Origin of the sequence: Vreelandella zhuhanensis, from assembly GCF_009793355.1 — a bacterium.
Classification (GTDB): domain Bacteria; phylum Pseudomonadota; class Gammaproteobacteria; order Pseudomonadales; family Halomonadaceae; genus Vreelandella; species Vreelandella zhuhanensis.
Genome location: NZ_WTKP01000001.1, coordinates 29,800 through 46,589, shown reverse-complemented (window position 1 = coordinate 46,589; position 16,790 = coordinate 29,800). Strand labels below are relative to the sequence as shown.

14 protein-coding genes are annotated in these 16,790 nt (G+C 58.0%); 9 read left to right on the top strand and 5 right to left on the bottom strand.

From position 1 onward, the window contains the following. Window positions 1-8: 8 nt before the first annotated feature. A complete protein-coding gene (locus GPM19_RS00200) occupies window positions 9-1,742 on the bottom strand; it encodes an isocitrate/isopropylmalate family dehydrogenase (protein ID WP_160416888.1) in 1,734 nt (577 codons plus the stop codon). Between the two features lie 206 nt (window positions 1,743-1,948). Here GPM19_RS00200 and GPM19_RS00195 point away from each other — a divergent pair, with 206 nt between their 5' ends. Next, window positions 1,949-2,515, top strand: coding sequence for an NnrU family protein (locus GPM19_RS00195; RefSeq protein ID WP_160416887.1), 567 nt, complete (start codon window positions 1,949-1,951; stop codon window positions 2,513-2,515). A 45-nt stretch (window positions 2,516-2,560) separates the two neighbouring features. Here the strand turns inward: GPM19_RS00195 and lhgD are convergent, their stop codons facing one another. Further along, window positions 2,561-3,757: an L-2-hydroxyglutarate dehydrogenase gene (lhgD, locus tag GPM19_RS00190; RefSeq protein WP_160416886.1), complete on the bottom strand. Its 1,197-nt coding sequence runs from the start codon at window positions 3,755-3,757 to the stop codon at window positions 2,561-2,563. Between the two features lie 235 nt (window positions 3,758-3,992). Here lhgD and purU point away from each other — a divergent pair, with 235 nt between their 5' ends. Together purU and GPM19_RS00180 are read left to right on the top strand one after the other, a co-directional pair. After that, on the top strand, window positions 3,993-4,847 hold the full coding sequence (gene purU / locus GPM19_RS00185; protein ID WP_160416885.1) for a formyltetrahydrofolate deformylase: 855 nt from the start codon (window positions 3,993-3,995) through the stop codon (window positions 4,845-4,847). 20 nt (window positions 4,848-4,867) lie between these two features. Then, on the top strand, window positions 4,868-5,539 hold the full coding sequence (locus GPM19_RS00180) for an energy-coupling factor ABC transporter permease (RefSeq protein ID WP_160416884.1): 672 nt from the start codon (window positions 4,868-4,870) through the stop codon (window positions 5,537-5,539). Window positions 5,540-5,563: 24 nt separating this feature from the next. Here the strand turns inward: GPM19_RS00180 and lexA are convergent, their stop codons facing one another. Beyond that, entirely contained in the window at window positions 5,564-6,241 is a 678-nt protein-coding gene (gene lexA, locus GPM19_RS00175; protein ID WP_160416883.1) for a transcriptional repressor LexA, read from the bottom strand. Window positions 6,242-6,436: 195 nt separating this feature from the next. Between lexA and GPM19_RS00170 the strand changes: the two genes are divergently transcribed. The 4 genes from GPM19_RS00170 to GPM19_RS00155 all read left to right on the top strand — a co-directional run bounded on the left by GPM19_RS00170 (window position 6,437) and on the right by GPM19_RS00155 (window position 9,381). Next, complete coding sequence (locus GPM19_RS00170; protein WP_160416882.1) at window positions 6,437-7,129, top strand: TetR/AcrR family transcriptional regulator; 693 nt, start codon at window positions 6,437-6,439, stop codon at window positions 7,127-7,129. Continuing rightward, window positions 7,107-7,625, top strand: coding sequence for a L,D-transpeptidase (locus GPM19_RS00165; RefSeq protein ID WP_160416881.1), 519 nt, complete (start codon window positions 7,107-7,109; stop codon window positions 7,623-7,625). The genes GPM19_RS00170 and GPM19_RS00165 overlap by 23 nt, the downstream gene beginning before the upstream one ends. A gap of 109 nt (window positions 7,626-7,734) precedes the next feature. Then, window positions 7,735-8,751 carry a beta-N-acetylhexosaminidase gene (nagZ, locus tag GPM19_RS00160; RefSeq protein ID WP_160416880.1) on the top strand — a complete coding sequence of 339 codons (1,017 nt, stop codon included), beginning with the start codon at window positions 7,735-7,737 and terminating at the stop codon, window positions 8,749-8,751. Between the two features lie 51 nt (window positions 8,752-8,802). Continuing rightward, on the top strand, window positions 8,803-9,381 hold the full coding sequence (locus GPM19_RS00155) for a hypoxanthine-guanine phosphoribosyltransferase (protein ID WP_160416879.1): 579 nt from the start codon (window positions 8,803-8,805) through the stop codon (window positions 9,379-9,381). Between the two features lie 30 nt (window positions 9,382-9,411). Here GPM19_RS00155 and ppsR read toward each other — a convergent pair whose 3' ends face one another. After that, window positions 9,412-10,245 carry a posphoenolpyruvate synthetase regulatory kinase/phosphorylase PpsR gene (gene ppsR / locus GPM19_RS00150; protein WP_160416878.1) on the bottom strand — a complete coding sequence of 278 codons (834 nt, stop codon included), beginning with the start codon at window positions 10,243-10,245 and terminating at the stop codon, window positions 9,412-9,414. Between the two features lie 233 nt (window positions 10,246-10,478). On the opposite strand from ppsR, the gene ppsA reads away from it, so the two are divergent. Then, window positions 10,479-12,851 carry a phosphoenolpyruvate synthase gene (ppsA, locus tag GPM19_RS00145; RefSeq protein WP_160416877.1) on the top strand — a complete coding sequence of 791 codons (2,373 nt, stop codon included), beginning with the start codon at window positions 10,479-10,481 and terminating at the stop codon, window positions 12,849-12,851. Window positions 12,852-13,001: 150 nt separating this feature from the next. Beyond that, complete coding sequence (gene ggt, locus GPM19_RS00140) at window positions 13,002-14,792, top strand: gamma-glutamyltransferase (protein WP_160416876.1); 1,791 nt, start codon at window positions 13,002-13,004, stop codon at window positions 14,790-14,792. A 2-nt stretch (window positions 14,793-14,794) separates the two neighbouring features. Here ggt and GPM19_RS00135 read toward each other — a convergent pair whose 3' ends face one another. After that, window positions 14,795-16,723, bottom strand: a complete 1,929-nt coding sequence (locus GPM19_RS00135) for a glycerophosphodiester phosphodiesterase family protein (protein WP_227842024.1) — start codon at window positions 16,721-16,723, stop codon at window positions 14,795-14,797. Between the last annotated feature and the right edge of the window lie 67 nt (window positions 16,724-16,790).

Sequence of the window (16,790 nt, the reverse complement as noted above, 5' to 3'; positions counted from 1 at the left end):
GCCGGTGATTACAGCCGGCTGGCCACGGCGTCGAGGAAGCCATTCATATCGACCAGGGTCTCGCCTTCCGGGTCGTTGGTCTTGCCCTTGAGGTCGCCGGTGATTATCCCGGCACCCACGGTATCGATCAGCGCTGCCTTGAGGCGGTGGGCGTAGTCGATCAGGGCGTCGTTTACCTGGCGCTCGCCCAGGGTCTCCAGGGCGTTGGCCACGGCGAACAACAGGGCCGAGGAGTTGAAGTGGGCCTGTTTGCCATCGGTCTCCAGGTAGGTGAGGTAGAGATCGTGAGCGGTGCCGTGAGGCGCCTCGAACAGCATGGTGCCGTCCTTGCTCTCTATGATCGAGCTGGCGGTGGCCAGGCTTCCGCCCAGGGCCGCGGAGATATCAGAGAAGATGTCGCCGTCCAGATTCTGTGCCGGATAAAGGGCGTTGCGGGGCGGGTCGGTGATCATCTTGGTGAGCTGGCTGGAGGGTCGCATAATCATGAACGATGGCGGCGGGGTGCCGGTCTCGGCAAGCTCACGGCGCACGTCGGTGATCGCCGTGCTGAACACCTCGTCGTACTCCATGTACTCGCGCTTGAGGCCGAAGTAGACTTCTTTCTCCTTGCGCGACGCATCCCGGAACACCTGAAACACCCAGTCCTTGATCGCCGCCTGGTCGTTGGACATCAGCAGGATGGGGTCGCCCTTCTTGACTCTTCGCGCGTGTTTTTCCTCGCCGTCGACAATCACCTTGAGGATGCCGTCTTCCTCGGCCGGGGCATTGAAGCTGCCGTACTGGTCACCACCGCCGGCGCTCATGCGCGAGATGGAGACCTGGGCCTTGCGGTCGGGAATGCCGTAGCGCTTGAGCTGCTCCACCAGCTTGTAGAGCTTGCGGCCGGTGGTGTTGTCCGGCACGCCCCATAGGGCGCGCTCCGGCGGGTTGGCGACCAGGCGTGCGGCCTGGGCGTCGATCAGCTCGTAGAAGTAGTTCAGCCCCAGCGCCTCCACCTGCTCGCGGTAGTCGCGATCAAAGATGTCCTCGATGGCAGCCCGCATCACGCCGTCGTAGCCGGCGATCACGGTGTCCTTGAGGCCTAGATAGATGTCGCGCTTCTCCTTGATGGCGCGCTGGAAGAAGCGATGGGCCCATGCCTTGACGTCTTCCACGTTGTTGGTGGCCAGCAGCCAGGGGTCGCCCTTGTTGACCTCGCGGCGATGCAGTTCCACGGGGTCGCCGCTTTCGCCCACGAACATCAGCTTGACCACACCAGTAGCGCGGGAGAGCTCGTTGAAGCTGTCCTTGATGCCGCCGGTGTCCATGGTGTCCACCTCGATATCGCGGCCGGTCCACGCCGGGCGTGAGACCTTGAGGTTGCGAAACTCGATGTCCTCGCGGGTGATGTTGCCGCCGATACCCTTGCGGATGGCGCCGTTGGGCGACTTGGTGGCCAGCGGGTGCAGGCGGGTGCCGTCGATTTTGGGGTGCTTGTCGAGCATCTCGCCGAGCTGAGTGCGGTTGACCGTCATGCCGGCATTCTTGATGCCGACACCGTGCTCCCTGAGCGCCTCGATGGCATCGATCACCACCTGACCGTTAGTGATCAGGCGGTTCTCGGCCGAGAGGTCGATCTCCACCAGCGGAATATCCAGCCGTGAAGTCACGAAGGTATCGAGGATCTTCTCGAAGGCCACCTGGGCCATCTCGTCGCCGTGGAGGATGACGAGAGGGGCGTCGACGCGGATCTTGTTGCTCATCAAGGTTCCCTGTTGTTAGTGATCGATCGGTGATGATCGTAACGATGTTGAGTAGGTATTAGGGTACGCCTGCCGCCGGCATGACGCTACGCGCAGAAAGCAGTAGGGCGCGGGCGGCGGAAAAAGTCGAAGGGTGGCGCGCGACGTGGTCATGCAGGTGCGGTAGGCTGGCGAATTGTCCGCTTTCTACTGATGGAGTCCCTGCCATGACCGTAATGATACTCGGCCTGTTGATCTTTCTGGGGGTGCACTCGGTGCGCATTGTCGCCGACGACTGGCGCAATGCCCAGATCAAGCGCTTTGGCAAGCTGCCTTGGAAGGCCGTCTACTCTTTGGTCTCGATCATCGGCCTGGCGCTGGCGATCTGGGGCTACGGCCAGATGCGCCTCGACCCCACCTGGGTGTGGTTCCCGCCGGTGGGGCTGTACCACGTCGTATCGCTGCTGATGATTCCTGCCTTCATCCTGCTGGTGGCGGCCTATGTGCCTGGCAACCATCTTAAGGCAAAGCTTGGGCATCCGATGATCATCGCCGTGAAGTTGTGGGCCTTCGCCCACCTGCTGGCCAACGGTCGGCTGGGCGATATCGTCTTCTTTGGCGCCTTCCTGCTGTGGGCGGTGTTTGACTTCCGCGCTGCGCGTCGTCGTCCGGCTCCTTCGACGCAGACCCCGAGCATGGCGCGCACTGCCATCACGGTGGTAGCTGGCCTGGTCGCCTACTATCTCTTCGCCTTTCACCTGCATGTCTGGGTCACCGGCGTTCCGGTGATGTGATTCCGACAGCGGCGTCGTGTCGTTAAACCCTGGTTTCCAGGCCTGTCAGCCTTCGACCTGGCTCTTTACCTTTTCCACGATATGCGCGCCGATCGGAATTGCCGAGGTGGCGGCAGGCGATGGCGCATTACCCACATTGACGGTACGAGGCGTATTGACGAACAGGAAGTCATCTACCAGCTTGCCATCACGAGACACGGCTTGGGCGCGAACCCCGGCAGGGTAGGGTTGCAGGTCATTCAAGGTCAGGCTCGGGCAGTACTTGCGTACCTGTTCGAGATAGCCCTTCTTGAACAGCGAGTTTTTCATCTCGGCAAGTCCCGGGCGCAAGTTCTTGCCCAGTACCTTGAGGATGCCGGGGTTGGTAAGCATCTGCGCCATGTCGATCAACGAGATATCCCGTTTACGATAGCCTTCGCGCTTCATTGCGAGTACCGCATTGGGGCCCACCGTCACGGTGCCGTCTATCATGCGGGTGAGGTGCACTCCGAGAAAGGGCATGGAGGGGTCTGGAATTGGATAGATCAGGTGATTGACGATTTGATTGTGCTGTTCAGACAACCGGTAGTACTCGCCCCGGAACGGACAGATGGTGAAGCCGGGGTCCTGGCCGAGCATTCGAATCACCCGGTCGGCCATCAGGCCAGAGCAGGAAACAAGGTAGCGGCAGGGGAAGGTGTCTTGGGAGGTGGTGACAATGACTTCCTGGCGGCGCTCTTCAAGAGCTGTCACGTCCTGTCCGTATCGAATCTCGCCGCCCATTCGCTTGAACTCGGCGGCCATGGCAAGCGTCACCTCGGCGTAATTGACGATGCCGCTGGAGGGTACGAAGATCCCGCCGATGCCGGTAATGTTGGGCTCGCGTTCACGCAGGGCATCGGCATCCAGCCATTCACGCTCCAGGCCGTTGGCCGCTGTGCGTTCCCACAATGCCTGCATGCGCTGCATTTCCACCTCATCGGTGGCCACCAGTAGTTTCCCGCAAATATCGTAGGCAATCCCATGGGTATCGCAAAACTGTCGGGTCGCCTGGTTACCGGCCAGGCAAAAGCGTGCCTTCAAGCTGCCCGGAGTGTAATAGACCCCTGCATGAATGACGCCACTGTTGTGGCCGGTCTGGTGCTGGGCGGGGCCTTGCTCCTTCTCCAGGACCAACATGCGCCTATCTGGATAAGCCTGTTTGAGCTGCATGGCGGTGGACATACCCAGAATGCCGCCACCCACAATAATAAAATCGTACATGCCGTTCCTTATGCCTTATCCGTGGGAGGAAACTATGCCATGCACAGACAGCAAGGCATATCCCGGCCATTGTTTAACCACTCGTTAGCCGAAAGGGCTGAGGCCGGTTCAAGGTTGAGCTCGCACAGCATGAGGGCATTTGGGTACACTAACGCCTGTTTGGGCCTGGTACCGGCGAGCGATTGGTTCGTCCGCCAGGCGCTTTTCTCGTCTCTATTAAGGGAATGATTGGTTGATGTCGCACTCTTATCGTCTGGTAGTGTCCTGCCCGGATCAGGTGGGTATCGTGGCGCGTGTTTCCGGCTTCATTGCCCAGCAGGGAGGGTCGATTACCGAAGCCAGTCAGCATTCGGATCTGGAAGCCGGGCGCTTTTTCATGCGTTACGAAATCCTGGCGGATTCGGTGGGGATGACCGCTGAAGCACTACGAACGGCATTCGAACCGGTTGCCCGTGAATTCGATATGCAGTGGGCCTTGACCGATACGGCCAGGCGCGCGCGGGTGGTGCTGATGGTGTCGCGGGAATCGCATTGTCTGGTGGACCTGCTTTACCGCTGGCAAGCGGAAGAGTTGCCTTGTGATATCGTTGCGGTGATTTCCAATCATGAAAATTTGCGTTCACTGACCGAGTGGCATGGTATTCCCTATTACCATGTGCCTGTAGATCCTGCTGATAAACAAGCAGCGTTCGCTACCGTGCAAGACACAATCGAAACACTGAATGCCGACTGTGTGGTACTGGCGCGCTATATGCAGATCCTGCCGCCCGCTCTTTGCGAGCGCTATGTGGGGAAAGTGATCAATATTCACCATAGTTTCCTGCCCTCGTTTGCCGGAGCCAAACCCTATCATCAGGCGTTTGAACGCGGAGTAAAACTGATCGGCGCCACTTGCCATTATGTTACCCAAGAACTGGATGCGGGCCCGATCATCGAGCAAGACATCCATCGGGTGAGTCACTGCCATACCCCGACCGACCTGGTGCGCTTTGGACGCGATGTGGAAAAAGCCGTGCTGGCTCGTGGGTTGCGTTGGCACTTGGAAGATCGTGTGCTGATTCACGGCAACAAGACAGTCGTGTTCAGCTGAACCTGACGGAAGTAATCACTATGTCGTTTTCCGAAGCCGTACTGGATTTTTGGGTAGTGCTGCTATGTGCCCTGGGCTCAGCAGTGACACTCGGGCTGGCACTATGGCAACGCCCTTGGCGAGCTCTACTGGCTGACACGGCATTGCAGCATCGCTGGCTTGCGGCAACGGTGGCGATTTTATTGATGTGGCAGCTGCGTGCCCAGGCGGTGGATTGGTTGGTACTGCATCTTACTTTCACCGCCCTGATGACCTTGGTATTCAAGGCCCCCTTGGCACTGCTGAGCAACACTTTGGTCAATGTTGCCATGGTAGTGGTAGGGCGCAATGAGTGGTCGCTGTTAGGAGTCAATATCCTGGTCACGGGTATCGTTCCAGCGCTGATGATCGTGCTGATATGGCGACTCGTGGACCGTCGTTTGCCTGATAATCTGATGGTGTTTCTTTTTATCTGCGGCTTTTTCGGCTCGGCATTGGCTACCTTGGCGGGGGGCTTTGCGGCGGTGGGGTTGGTCTTGCTGGGGGGTGTCGATCGAGAGGCCGTGTATCTGGCTCAGGAGTACGCTCGCTTCCTGCCGTTACTCATGCCGTCGGAAGCTTTCATTACCGGCATGCTGATGAGCATTCTGCTGGTCTATCATCCGGAGTGGGTGGCCACCTTGAATGGCCACCGCTATATAGATACTAAATAGATAGGCACGAATAATGCCGACTGGTTAACCCAGCGCTTGCCCGTTGCCGCCCCGAATGACGCCGACACCCACGCCCTCGATTTCGAGGGGTTGATGGCGCAAGTCGATATCGATAGGCAAAAAATCAGGGTTTTCAGCGGTTAATGTGACTTTATGGCCTTGTCGATGAAAGCGCTTTACCGTCACTTCCTCTTCCAGTCTTGCGACGACGATCTGGCCATTGCGCACACGTTCGGTGCGATGTACCGCCAGAAGGTCGCCTTCCAGAATGCCCGCATCCTTCATTGATAGCCCACGAACACGGAGCAGGTAGTCCGCCTTGGGTGTGAAGTATTCCGCCGGTAGGGGGCAGTAACGGTCGATGTGCTCGGTGGCCAGTATGGGGTTGCCAGCGGCGACTTCTCCGATTACCGGCAGCCCTTGGAAGGCAGCAGGTTCCGGGAAAGCCGGTTCGGAAGAAGGCGACTCGACATTTTCCATGGGTACCTGAGCGGGTAGGCGAATGCCACGCGAGGTATTACGGATGATGCGGATAGCTCCCTTGCGCTCAAGTGCGCGCAAGTGTTCTTCGGCAGCATTGGGCGAGCGAAAGCCAAGCGCTTTGGCGATTTCCGCCCGGGTCGGCGGATAACCCAGCTCATTCATGGTCTTTACGATGAAGTCGTAGACATGTTGTTGGCGAGCCGTTAAAGGGCGGGACATGGCAAGCTCCAGAAATCGTCAAAAGTCACGGCTGATAGTGGTGAATCATTAAGTGGTTAAGCATACAGCATGTTACTTCATCCAGTATATGGCGGCTCGCCTGGGCTGCCAACCAACATTCAGGCGTTGAGCCCCCACGGTCTATGACGTAATATTTGTTTTCGTTTTAAACACACGTTTTCCGGAGAGCGCCGTATGGCCCAGTCTGATACTGTCACGCGTATTCTGGATACAGCGGAAGTGTTATTTGCCGAGCGTGGCTTTGCTGAAACATCGCTGCGCACCATCACCAGCAAGGCGCGGGTCAACCTGGCGGCGGTCAACTATCACTTCGGCTCCAAGAAGGCTCTGATTCAGGCGGTTTTTGCGCGCTACCTGGATCCTTTTACGCAACGCTTTCATACAGCTCTGGACGAGCTTGAAGCGCATCATGCCGGCAAGGTCATTCCACTCGACGAACTTCTGGAAACCATGGCGACAACGGTGCTGGCGGTGCCTGCCGAACGCAACAGTCTCCAAGTATTCATGCGTTTGTTGGGGTTGGCCTATAGCCAGGCGCAAGGCCATTTACGACGCTATATACAGCGGGACTACGGCGACGTCTTTACCCGCTTCACCGAGCTTGTGCGCCAGGCGACGCCGGAATTGCCCGATGCCGAGCGTTTCTGGCGCTTGCACTTCATGCTGGGTACCGTGATTTTCACGCTGTCGGGACTTGAGGCGTTACGTGACATTGCCGAGCAGGATTATCATGAGCAGGTGAGCGTGAAGGATCTGGTGCGCCGCTTGCGGCCAGTCGTCGTGGCGGCGATGAACGCCCCTCTTCCCGATCAAATGCAAAACGAGGGTTTTCACAAGGATTTTCATGCGCACCCCGATCCTCAGTGAGCTGCCTCCCGTCGATGGCGCTTGGATAGAGATTGATGTGAGTCGCCAGTGCTTGTCGTTGTGGCAGGGAGAACAGCTGATTCATATCTGCGATATATCAACTGCCCAGGCAGGAACAGGGCAGCAAGAAGGCAGCGGTCGCACACCGCTGGGTTGGCATTACATTCGCGCCGCCATCGGCCGGGACGTTCCTCTTGACGGTGTGTTTCGTGGCAGGCGTTTCACCGGGGAAGTCTATAGTGACGCCTTGGCGAAAGCGCATCCGGCTCGTGACTGGATATTGACGCGCATTCTATGGTTATGCGGGTTGGAAACGGGTGTTAATCGCGGTGCGTGCGTGGATTCTCAGCGGCGCTATATTTATCTACATGGCACGCCCCCCGACCAATCCATGGGAGTGGCACGCTCACATGGCTGTATTCGCATGCGCAATGCCGATCTTGTGTTGATGGTCGAAAAAGCTCCGCCGGGAACCCCCGTCTGGCTGCATGAATAGCGCCGCTGTCTTTGAAAAAGCGGTGATGAGCTTGTCGAGGAAGGGTATGGGGTCGCGCCAACGGTTAATAGTGGTCTAGAATCAGCGCCCCTTGCGCAGGAGGTTTGCCATGACACAACTCCCCGGTCCGGTGATGCTGGATCTTGAAGGGCTTCATCTGACAGCTGACGAGCGTGATCTGTTGACACATGAGGCTGTCGGCGGCGTCATCCTGTTTGGGCGTAATACTGAAAGTGCACGTCAGGTACAGGCGTTGTGTGCGGAGATCCGACGGATACGCCCGGAGTTGCTGCTGGCCGTGGACCAAGAGGGTGGTCGTGTGCAACGCATCAAGGAAGGTGTGACGCGCTTGCCTGCCATGGGTATGTTGAGCCGGGAATATGGCCAGGCACCGGAGGCCACCTTCGCGCTGGTGAAAGATGCCGGTTGGTTGCTGGGCATGGAGATGGCGGCCTGTGGTCTGGATATCAGCTTCGCCCCGGTGCTGGACGTGGATATCGGTATTTCCAGCGTGATAGGTGATCGCAGTTTCGGGGCTGACCCGGAACAGGTCGCTGCACTGGGGTATGCCTTTGTTCACGGCTTGCATGAAGCCGGTATGGCGGCGGTGGGTAAGCATTTTCCCGGCCATGGGGGGGTCGCAGCGGATTCACACATTGCGCTGCCGGTGGATGAGCGTCCATTAGCGACGCTCAAGCAGCAGGATCTGATTCCCTTCACTCGCTTGGCGGGGGTGCTGAACGGTATCATGCCAGCCCATGTGATATACCCCTCTTTTGATCCACGCCCCGCCGGATTTTCTCCCAGTTGGTTAGGGATGTTGCGTGAATCGCTGGGCTTCAAGGGGTGCATCTTTTCCGATGATTTGAGCATGCAAGGCGCGCAGCAGGCCGGCTCTCCGGCTCAGCGCGCCCATGCCGCACTGGAGGCAGGTTGCGACATGCTGCTGGTATGCAACGACCGGCAGGCAGCCCTTGAGGTATTGCAAGCCTGCCAGGGGCGACGGGCCAAGCGTGCGGGCAAGTTGCTGTATGGCCGGGCACGCCCGGACCTCGACGCCCTGGAGGCATTGACCCGCTGGCGACGCACCCATGCACGCCTGGAAGCCATGGCTGCAAGCAAATAACACCCTTTAATGCAGATACAATGAATGCAATTACAACGTGGAGTGCGGTAAATGGTAAAGCTGGGTATGGAAGCGGGTGAGTCTCTGGCGACCATGCGTGAAATAATGAATAACGCGGATTGCCTGATTTCACAAGACGAGGTTGAACTCGCTCTGGATCGCATGGCGGAAGCTATTACGCGGGATCTGGGCGATAAGCTGCCGGTCTTTTATTGTGTGATGAATGGTGGCCTGATCACGACCGGACACTTGTTGACTCGCCTGGGCTTTCCGTTGGAAGTCGATTATCTGCATGCCACGCGTTATCGCAACGAGTTACGTGGCGGTGAGCTGTTCTGGCGGGTATCGCCGGAGATTCCCATGGCCGGGCGGCACGTCGTGATTGTCGACGACATTCTGGATGAAGGGGCCACCCTGGCGGCTATTCTGGCGTACTGCAAGGAAGCAAAAGCGGCCAGCATCACCACGGCGGTATTGGTCGACAAGCAGCACGACCGCAAGGCCGTGCCTGGGCTCAAGGCCAATTACTGCGGTCTTGAAGTGGTCGATCGTTACGTTTTTGGTTTTGGTATGGATTACAAGGGCTACTGGCGGAACGCTCCAGGTATCTTTGCTCCGGAAGGGCTATAAATAAAGTCCCCCTTGAATGAAAGGAAGCTGTCAGTGAGGTGAGAAACGCCGCTTCAATCCGGTTTCTGCGATCATGCGGGTAGAGATTTCCTCGACGGAAGAGCGGGTCGTATCAAGGTAGGGAATATGCATGCTGCGATACAGCGACTCCGCCTGCTCAACCTCTTGCAGGCATTGATCCATGGAACTGTAGCGACTATTGGGGCGGCGTTCATGGCGAATAGCGGCGAGTCGACGAGCATCGATGGTCAAGCCGAATAATTTACTCCGATACGGGGCCAAGGCTTTGGGCATCTTCAGGAAGCCGTCTTCGTCCTGATCATCCTCCGTCAAAGGATAATTGGCTGCTCGGATACCGAACTGCAGCGCCAGATAAAGCGACGTGGGCGTTTTGCCGCAACGTGATACCCCGACCAGAATGATATCCGCTTCGGCATATTGATGCGTGCGAGCGCCATCATCGTTGTCCAGAGCGAAGTGCACCGAATGAATCCGGTCCATATACACATCGTCGCTTCCGATGGAATGGGTGCGGCCTACGCTATACGAGGAGTGAGTGTCGAGTTCCTGCTCCAACGGTTTCAGAAACGTCGAGAAGATGTCCACTTTGAAACCGGACGCCTTTCGGATCACGTCGCGTATGCGCTGATCGACGATGGTGTCGATAATGATCGGACGCTCACCGTCACGAACCGCAGCAGCATCGATGATATCCACCAACGCCTGGGCCTTTTCCAGATCGTCGATATACGGCTTGGTCAGCATGCGAATCTCGACGTTTTCAAATTGCGCCAATAAGCTGCGCCCCAGGCTTTCCGCAGTAATCCCGGTGCCATCGGAAATAAAAAAAGCAGTACGTGTCATCTCGCCGACTCTTTGAAAAATGAAGGGTTATTGTCAGCCTGCTTGGCGGTCGACACAATCCTTCGTGCCGCTAACGACTACATAATCATTCACAAAACCCTGCTTGTTGTAAAAAACCTCCACCTACTTCGATGTTAGACCAATGGCGAATATCTGATTGCGGTGATAGGGTAGCAACCTCCATTTTTGGCGGCCCATCTGGGCTTACCGGTGTCGTTATGCAAGGGGGTTGCGTGGAAGAGTACATTCTGTGGTTCGATCAGCTAGGTATGACAGATGTCGAACGCGTGGGTGGCAAAAACGCCTCTCTCGGCGAAATGATCTCGAACCTGTCGGAAGTTGGTGTCACGGTACCCGGCGGCTTTGCCACCACTGCTCATGCTTATCGCGAGTTTCTCTCCCACGAAGGCCTGAATGAGCGCATCAACACTGCCTTGTCACGCCTGGATGTGGATGATGTCAAGGCGCTGGCGCAAGTAGGTGCCAAGATTCGTCAATGGGTAATCGACACGCCCCTGCCCCCGACATTCGAAGCCGCCTTGCGCGAGGCCTATGGGAAGCTTCAGACGCAGCATCCCAATCTGAAGGTTGCCGTGCGCAGTTCCGCCACGGCAGAAGATTTGCCGGATGCCTCCTTTGCCGGCCAGCAGGAAACCTTTCTCAACATCGAAGGCTTCGACAACATCAAGCGTGCCGTTCACGAAGTCTTTGCTTCCTTGTTCAATGACCGGGCGATTTCCTACCGGGTGCACCGTGGCTATGCCCATGAAAACGTGGCGTTGTCCGCCGGTGTACAAAAGATGGTGCGCTCGGAAACCGGTGCCAGTGGGGTGGTGTTCACGCTGGACACCGAATCCGGCTACCGTGATGCGGTATTCGTCACCGCCTCCTGGGGCTTGGGTGAAACCGTGGTTCAGGGTGCGGTGAATCCCGATGAATTCTATGTTCATAAACCCACGCTGGCTGCCGGTCGCCCTGCGGTATTGCGCCGTAACTTGGGTTCCAAGTTGATCAAGATGATCTACACCGACGATGCCAGTGCCGGCAAGTCGGTGGCCACGGTGGATGTGCCCTTGGCGGATCGTGGTCGCTTCTGCCTGAACGACGAGCAAATCATGTCGCTTTCGCGTCAGGCGGTGACCATCGAACAGCACTACCAACGCCCGATGGATATCGAATGGGCACTGGACGGCGACGATGGCGAACTTTACATCGTTCAGGCCCGCCCGGAGACCGTGGTATCGCAACAGGAAGGCGGCAAGCTGGAGCGCTTTCATCTGAAAGAGAAGGGCAGAACCCTGGTAACCGGACGTGCCATTGGCCAGCGTATAGGCAGTGGTGCGGTCAAGGTAGTGCTTTCCCCGGATGATATGGACAAGATTCTGCCGGGTGATGTACTGGTTACCGACATGACCGACCCTGACTGGGAGCCGATCATGAAGCGTGCCTCGGCGATTGTCACCAATCGGGGAGGGCGCACCTGCCATGCGGCGATTATCGCACGAGAACTGGGCATTCCCGCGGTGGTTGGCTGCGGCGATGCCACTGTACTGCTGAGCGATGGTCGGGATGTCACGGTATCCTGCGCCGAAGGTGACGCCGGCCATGTCTATGAAGGGCTGCTCGACTTCGATTGCAAGGTTTCCAGCGTCAATGCCATGCCGGAAATTCCCTTCAAGATCATGATGAACGTGGGTAACCCGGACCGTGCCTTTGGTTTTGCCGGTTTACCGAATGCCGGCGTCGGCCTGGCGCGGCTGGAATTCATCATCAACCGCATGATCGGCGTTCATCCCAAGGCGCTGCTCGAGTACGACACCTTGCCTGCCGATTTGCAGCAGATCATCGATATGCGTACCGCAGGTTACGCCGACCCGGTCAGTTTTTACGTGGATAAACTGGTCGAAGGCATTTCCACCCTGGCGGCGGCCTTCCATCCTCAGCGGGTGATCGTGCGCCTGTCCGACTTCAAGTCCAATGAGTACGAAAACCTGATCGGCGGCAAACTCTACGAGCCAGGCGAAGAAAACCCCATGCTGGGTTTCCGTGGTGCCTCGCGTTACATCTCCGATGCTTTCCGGCCGTGTTTTGAGCTGGAATGCCGAGCGCTCAAGCGTGTGCGTGAAGATATGGGCCTGGATAACATCGAGATCATGGTGCCCTTCGTACGCACCACCGATGAAGCCCGGGAAGTGGTGGAGCTGCTGTCAGCCAATGGCCTTACCCGTGGCGAGAACGGCCTCAAGGTCATCATGATGTGCGAACTGCCCGCCAATGCGTTGCTGGCGGATGAGTTCCTCGAATATTTCGACGGCTTCTCCATCGGCTCCAACGACCTGACCCAGCTCACCCTGGGGCTGGATCGAGATTCAGGCATCGTGGCGCATCTGTTCGACGAGCGTAATCCTGCCGTCAAGAAGCTGTTGGCGATGGCGATACAAGCGTGCAAGGCGCAGGGCAAGTACGTAGGTATCTGCGGTCAGGGGCCTTCGGATCATCCGGATCTGGCCAAATGGCTGATGGAGCAGGGCATCGATTCGGTTTCCCTGAATCCGGATGCAGTACTCGAAACCTGGTTCATGCTGGCGGGTGAAACCATCGATTGACGCTTCGCTTGAACCAGGACCGTTCCAGGTAAATGTGTTAAAGAAAATAAAAGCCCGACGTTTTCGTCGGGCTTTTCGTTGGAGGCTTCCGAGACACCCAGAAAATTGACTATGCTGCATTGAAGTCGTCATTCATCCAGGAGCCTGACCATGACACTGCGCCTATCCTCCGTGGCGGTTTCCTTGTCGCTGATTATTCCAGTGACCGCCTTGGGCTTCACGTATACCACGCCTTCGATTAGCCCGGAAGTCGATTCCGGGTATACGGAAAAACCCGGCTGGGAAATGCAGACATTTGCCGTGGCCGCGGCGAATCCCTTGGCTACCGATGCGGGCTATCAAGTGATAGAGGCGGGTGGAAGCGCAGTGGACGCCGCCATTGCCGTGAAAATGGTACTTATGCTGGTCGAGCCGCAATCCAGCGGTATCGGGGGCGGTGCTTTTCTGATGCACTACGATGGTGACGAGGTGAAGACTTACGATGGGCGTGAAACCGCTCCCGACGCCGTGGACGAAACGCTTTTTCTGGAAGATGGCGAACCCCTGGAATTCATGGAGGCAGTGGCCAGCGGCCTCTCGGTAGGCGTGCCGGGAACGCTCAAGATGTTGGAAATGGCCCATGCCGAACATGGCGCGCTAGCCTGGGAAGCGTTGTTCACACCGGCCATTACCCTGGCGAAGCAAGGCTTTGTGGTAAGCCAGCGATTACATGCCAGCCTGGCCAATGATAGGTACTTGCGCGAAGACCCCTTGGCGAGGCAGTTTTATTACACCGAGGAAGGCGAGGCACTGGAGGTAGGCGAAACGCTGCGCAATCCCGCCTTGGCGGAAATATTGGAGGCGATCGCCGAGAAAGGCAGCGATGCCCTGCACCAGGGGAGTATCGCCGAGGACCTGGTGGCACGCGTCCAGTCGCATCCAAGTCGCCCGGGTGCCATGACCCTGGCGGATCTCGAGGATTATGAGGCCAAGGTACGCGAACCGCTCTGCACCGCATGGCAGCAATGGGAGGTGTGCGGTTTTCCACCGCCTTCTTCCGGGCATCTGACCATCATGCAGATTCTCGGTATGCTGGATCATCTGCCGCTCGTCGAGGCTCCCCTGGAAGCGGGCGTTCCCAGCGCCGCCTGGTTGCATCAATTTCTGGAAGCCTCGCGCTTGGCATTTGCCGATCGGGGGCGTTATATCGCCGATCCAGACTATGTGAGTGCCCCTGGCGAAGATTGGGCGCTGATGCTGCACCCGGATTACCTGGCCTTGCGAGCGGAGCTAATCGAGAGCCAGACCATGGGCAGCGAGGCCGAACCGGGCAGACCCGGGGAAGTGATCATGACCTGGGCCTCCCAGCCGCAACAGCCGGAATACGGTACCAGCCATATCAGTATCATCGATGTCGAGGGGCGGGCCGTGGCCATGACCACGACGATCGAACAGGCCTTCGGCTCGCGGATACTTGCCGATGGCGGCACCGGCTTGCCGGGGGGCTATTTGCTCAATAACGAGCTGACGGATTTTTCGTTTACCCCGCAAGTGGATGGTCTGTTAGTGGCTAATCGTGTCGAGCCCGGGAAACGGCCACGCTCGAGCATGAGTCCGACGTTGGTATTCGAGCGCGATGGGGGTGATCTGGTAGCCAGCCTAGGCTCTCCCGGTGGCGCGGCGATTATTCATTATACTGCGCGCACCCTGATTGCCTTGCGCGATTGGGGCATGAATGCTCAGCAAGCGCTTGACCTACCGCATGCGATTACGCTGGGTGGCCCTGTTTATCTGGAGGAAGGCCGGTTCCCTGAAACTACCCGGATTTCGCTCAGCGAGCGCGGCCATGAGGTCAGCGAACGCGAATTGACCAGCGGCTTGCAAGTCATTGTGCGCCAGCCGGAAGGCGAGCTGTTCGGAGGTGCCGACCCGCGCCGCGAAGGCGTGGTGATGGGTGAATGAACTCAATGGCGCAGCCAGTTGCGCAGCTTTACCAGTAACAGCTCGCCATCGCTCAGCTCGCGGCGTTCGGCTATTAGATCAGCCAAGCGAGCCGGGTAATCGGTGATGATGGCATCTACGCCTAAATCAATCAGCTGTGACATGCGTGCGGGATCATTGACCGTCCAGGCGTGTATTTCATAACCGTACTGAGTGGCCAGCTTGATTTCGGTCTCAGTGATGCGGTTATGGCGCAGCCCCAAGGCGTCGAACTGGCGACGGTCCAGCGTGCCAAGCAAGATCAGCTGTGCCAGCAGCGTCACCCGTAGCTCGGGCTCGCGGCGCTTGATTTCCTCGACCACCCAGGGCGACATCACCGCAAGACGGCTTTCTTCGATGACGTCGGGGTTGCCGCAGCGTCTGCGCGTCATGGGTGGGGCTTGCGTATGGCAGGCCAGGCGAATGGCCGCCTCGTCGTGCAGTGCTTCAATCACAGCCTCCAACAAGGCTATTTCATTTCCCGGCTCGGGCTTCATGTCGATCATCAGAGCGCTTCTGCCGCGAACCGTGGCAAGTGCCTCGCTGAGGGTGGCAATCCGTTCACCGACAAAGGCATCCCCGAACCAGCTGCCCATATCGAAAATGCTCAGTTGTTCCAGGCTGAGATCACTCAGGTTGCGCGGGTCACCGACAAGGCGTTGCAGGCTGCGATCATGATGGAGCACCACTTCGTTGTCGGCGGTCAGGCGCACATCAATTTCCACATGGGTGGCATTATCCTTGATGGCCTGTTCCACAGCGGCAAGGGTGTTTTCCGGTGCGACCATCGAGCTGCCGCGGTGGGCGATATTGGCCACCTCATCGCGAATATCGAAACTATTGATGATCAGCCAGGCTTGGGATACGGCAAATAGCAGTACACCAAGCTCCACCATCCAGGCCAGGCGGCCGGGGTGTGCGTCGGCGGGTGGTGGTGTGGGGCGCGCTTTTTGGTGAGCCAGCTGCAAATAAAGACTGGCCGAGAGCAGGGCGTTGGCGGCAATGCCGACGAAGGTGATTGCCAGGGTGATAAGCAGATAGCCGGTCAGGTAAACCAGCATGGCGGGAATCAACACCGCGTTACGCTCGGGAAGCAGCCATAACAGAGGTGTGAAAAAGCGGTCGAACAGCAGCGTCGTCAGCAAGGGAAGAAGTATCACCAGGGCCAGGACGCCGAATACGGCCACGCCGATTGAGCGCTGCCAGCCTCGCGTCAACCACACACTTCGCTTGAGCGCGGCTTGTGGTGAGAGATTTTCCAGGGTGACCAGGGGCAAGGCCAGAATCCAGCGCAGGTACAGCCAGCACGTCAGCCACAGCCAGAGGCCGATTAGCGGTAGTGCCGTCGCCAGGAAATACCATAGCGCGGCCGGGCGAATGCGCTGAACGTAATAGGGCTCCAGGTCGCCGAGCCAAGCCCCGTAAAGCCAGGCAATACCCAGCATGAAGGGTACCGCCAGCAGAAGGTGTGAGCCGACCTGCATCACCACCAGTCCTGCCAGTGCCGGTAGCCGTCTTAAGCTCAGCCAGAGTGCCTCGAACGCCAGTCGAAAGTGATTGTCCCGGGGCCTTGCCGCGACCTGGATCATGCCTGCCTGTTGCAGGTAAAGCACCGTAAATGAAAGCCCCAGCGCCACCAACATGACTAGCACGCCCGCAGGGCTGAATAACAGCAATATCAGTTCATCAAGGGTGATCACGGTACGGTTGAACTGGGCCAGCACGAAGCGTACCGACCAGGCCACCGCCGGCAGCAGCAGGGCGGTTGAAAGCAGCGTGAAAAAAAGGTGATAGGCGATCAGCGGACGCAGGTGATCGCGAAAGGTACGCAAAAGGTCAAAACCGAGACGTGAAAGCGGCTGCATGAATGCTTGGAGACCATTTTGAAGAAAAATGATCTGCCAGGGTGGCATTGTCGGGCCTTCCCTGGCAAACCGTGCCTATTCGGGTGTGAACTGTGAGTCAGGTGTGAACTGTGAG

Excerpts from the sequence above, each read along its gene's own strand:
- GPM19_RS00135 (WP_227842024.1), bottom strand. The coding sequence starts at position 16,723 with ATGCCACCCTGGCAGATCATTTTTCTTCAAAATGGTCTCCAAGCATTC.
- lexA (WP_160416883.1), bottom strand. The coding sequence starts at position 6,241 with ATGTCCCGCCCTTTAACGGCTCGCCAACAACATGTCTACGACTTCATC.
- ggt (WP_160416876.1), top strand. The coding sequence starts at position 13,002 with ATGACACTGCGCCTATCCTCCGTGGCGGTTTCCTTGTCGCTGATTATT.
- lhgD (WP_160416886.1), bottom strand. The coding sequence starts at position 3,757 with ATGTACGATTTTATTATTGTGGGTGGCGGCATTCTGGGTATGTCCACC.
- GPM19_RS00180 (WP_160416884.1), top strand. The coding sequence starts at position 4,868 with ATGTCGTTTTCCGAAGCCGTACTGGATTTTTGGGTAGTGCTGCTATGT.
- purU (WP_160416885.1), top strand. The coding sequence starts at position 3,993 with ATGTCGCACTCTTATCGTCTGGTAGTGTCCTGCCCGGATCAGGTGGGT.
- GPM19_RS00155 (WP_160416879.1), top strand. The coding sequence starts at position 8,803 with ATGGTAAAGCTGGGTATGGAAGCGGGTGAGTCTCTGGCGACCATGCGT.
- nagZ (WP_160416880.1), top strand. The coding sequence starts at position 7,735 with ATGACACAACTCCCCGGTCCGGTGATGCTGGATCTTGAAGGGCTTCAT.
- GPM19_RS00165 (WP_160416881.1), top strand. The coding sequence starts at position 7,107 with ATGCGCACCCCGATCCTCAGTGAGCTGCCTCCCGTCGATGGCGCTTGG.
- ppsR (WP_160416878.1), bottom strand. The coding sequence starts at position 10,245 with ATGACACGTACTGCTTTTTTTATTTCCGATGGCACCGGGATTACTGCG.
- GPM19_RS00200 (WP_160416888.1), bottom strand. The coding sequence starts at position 1,742 with ATGAGCAACAAGATCCGCGTCGACGCCCCTCTCGTCATCCTCCACGGC.
- GPM19_RS00170 (WP_160416882.1), top strand. The coding sequence starts at position 6,437 with ATGGCCCAGTCTGATACTGTCACGCGTATTCTGGATACAGCGGAAGTG.
- GPM19_RS00195 (WP_160416887.1), top strand. The coding sequence starts at position 1,949 with ATGACCGTAATGATACTCGGCCTGTTGATCTTTCTGGGGGTGCACTCG.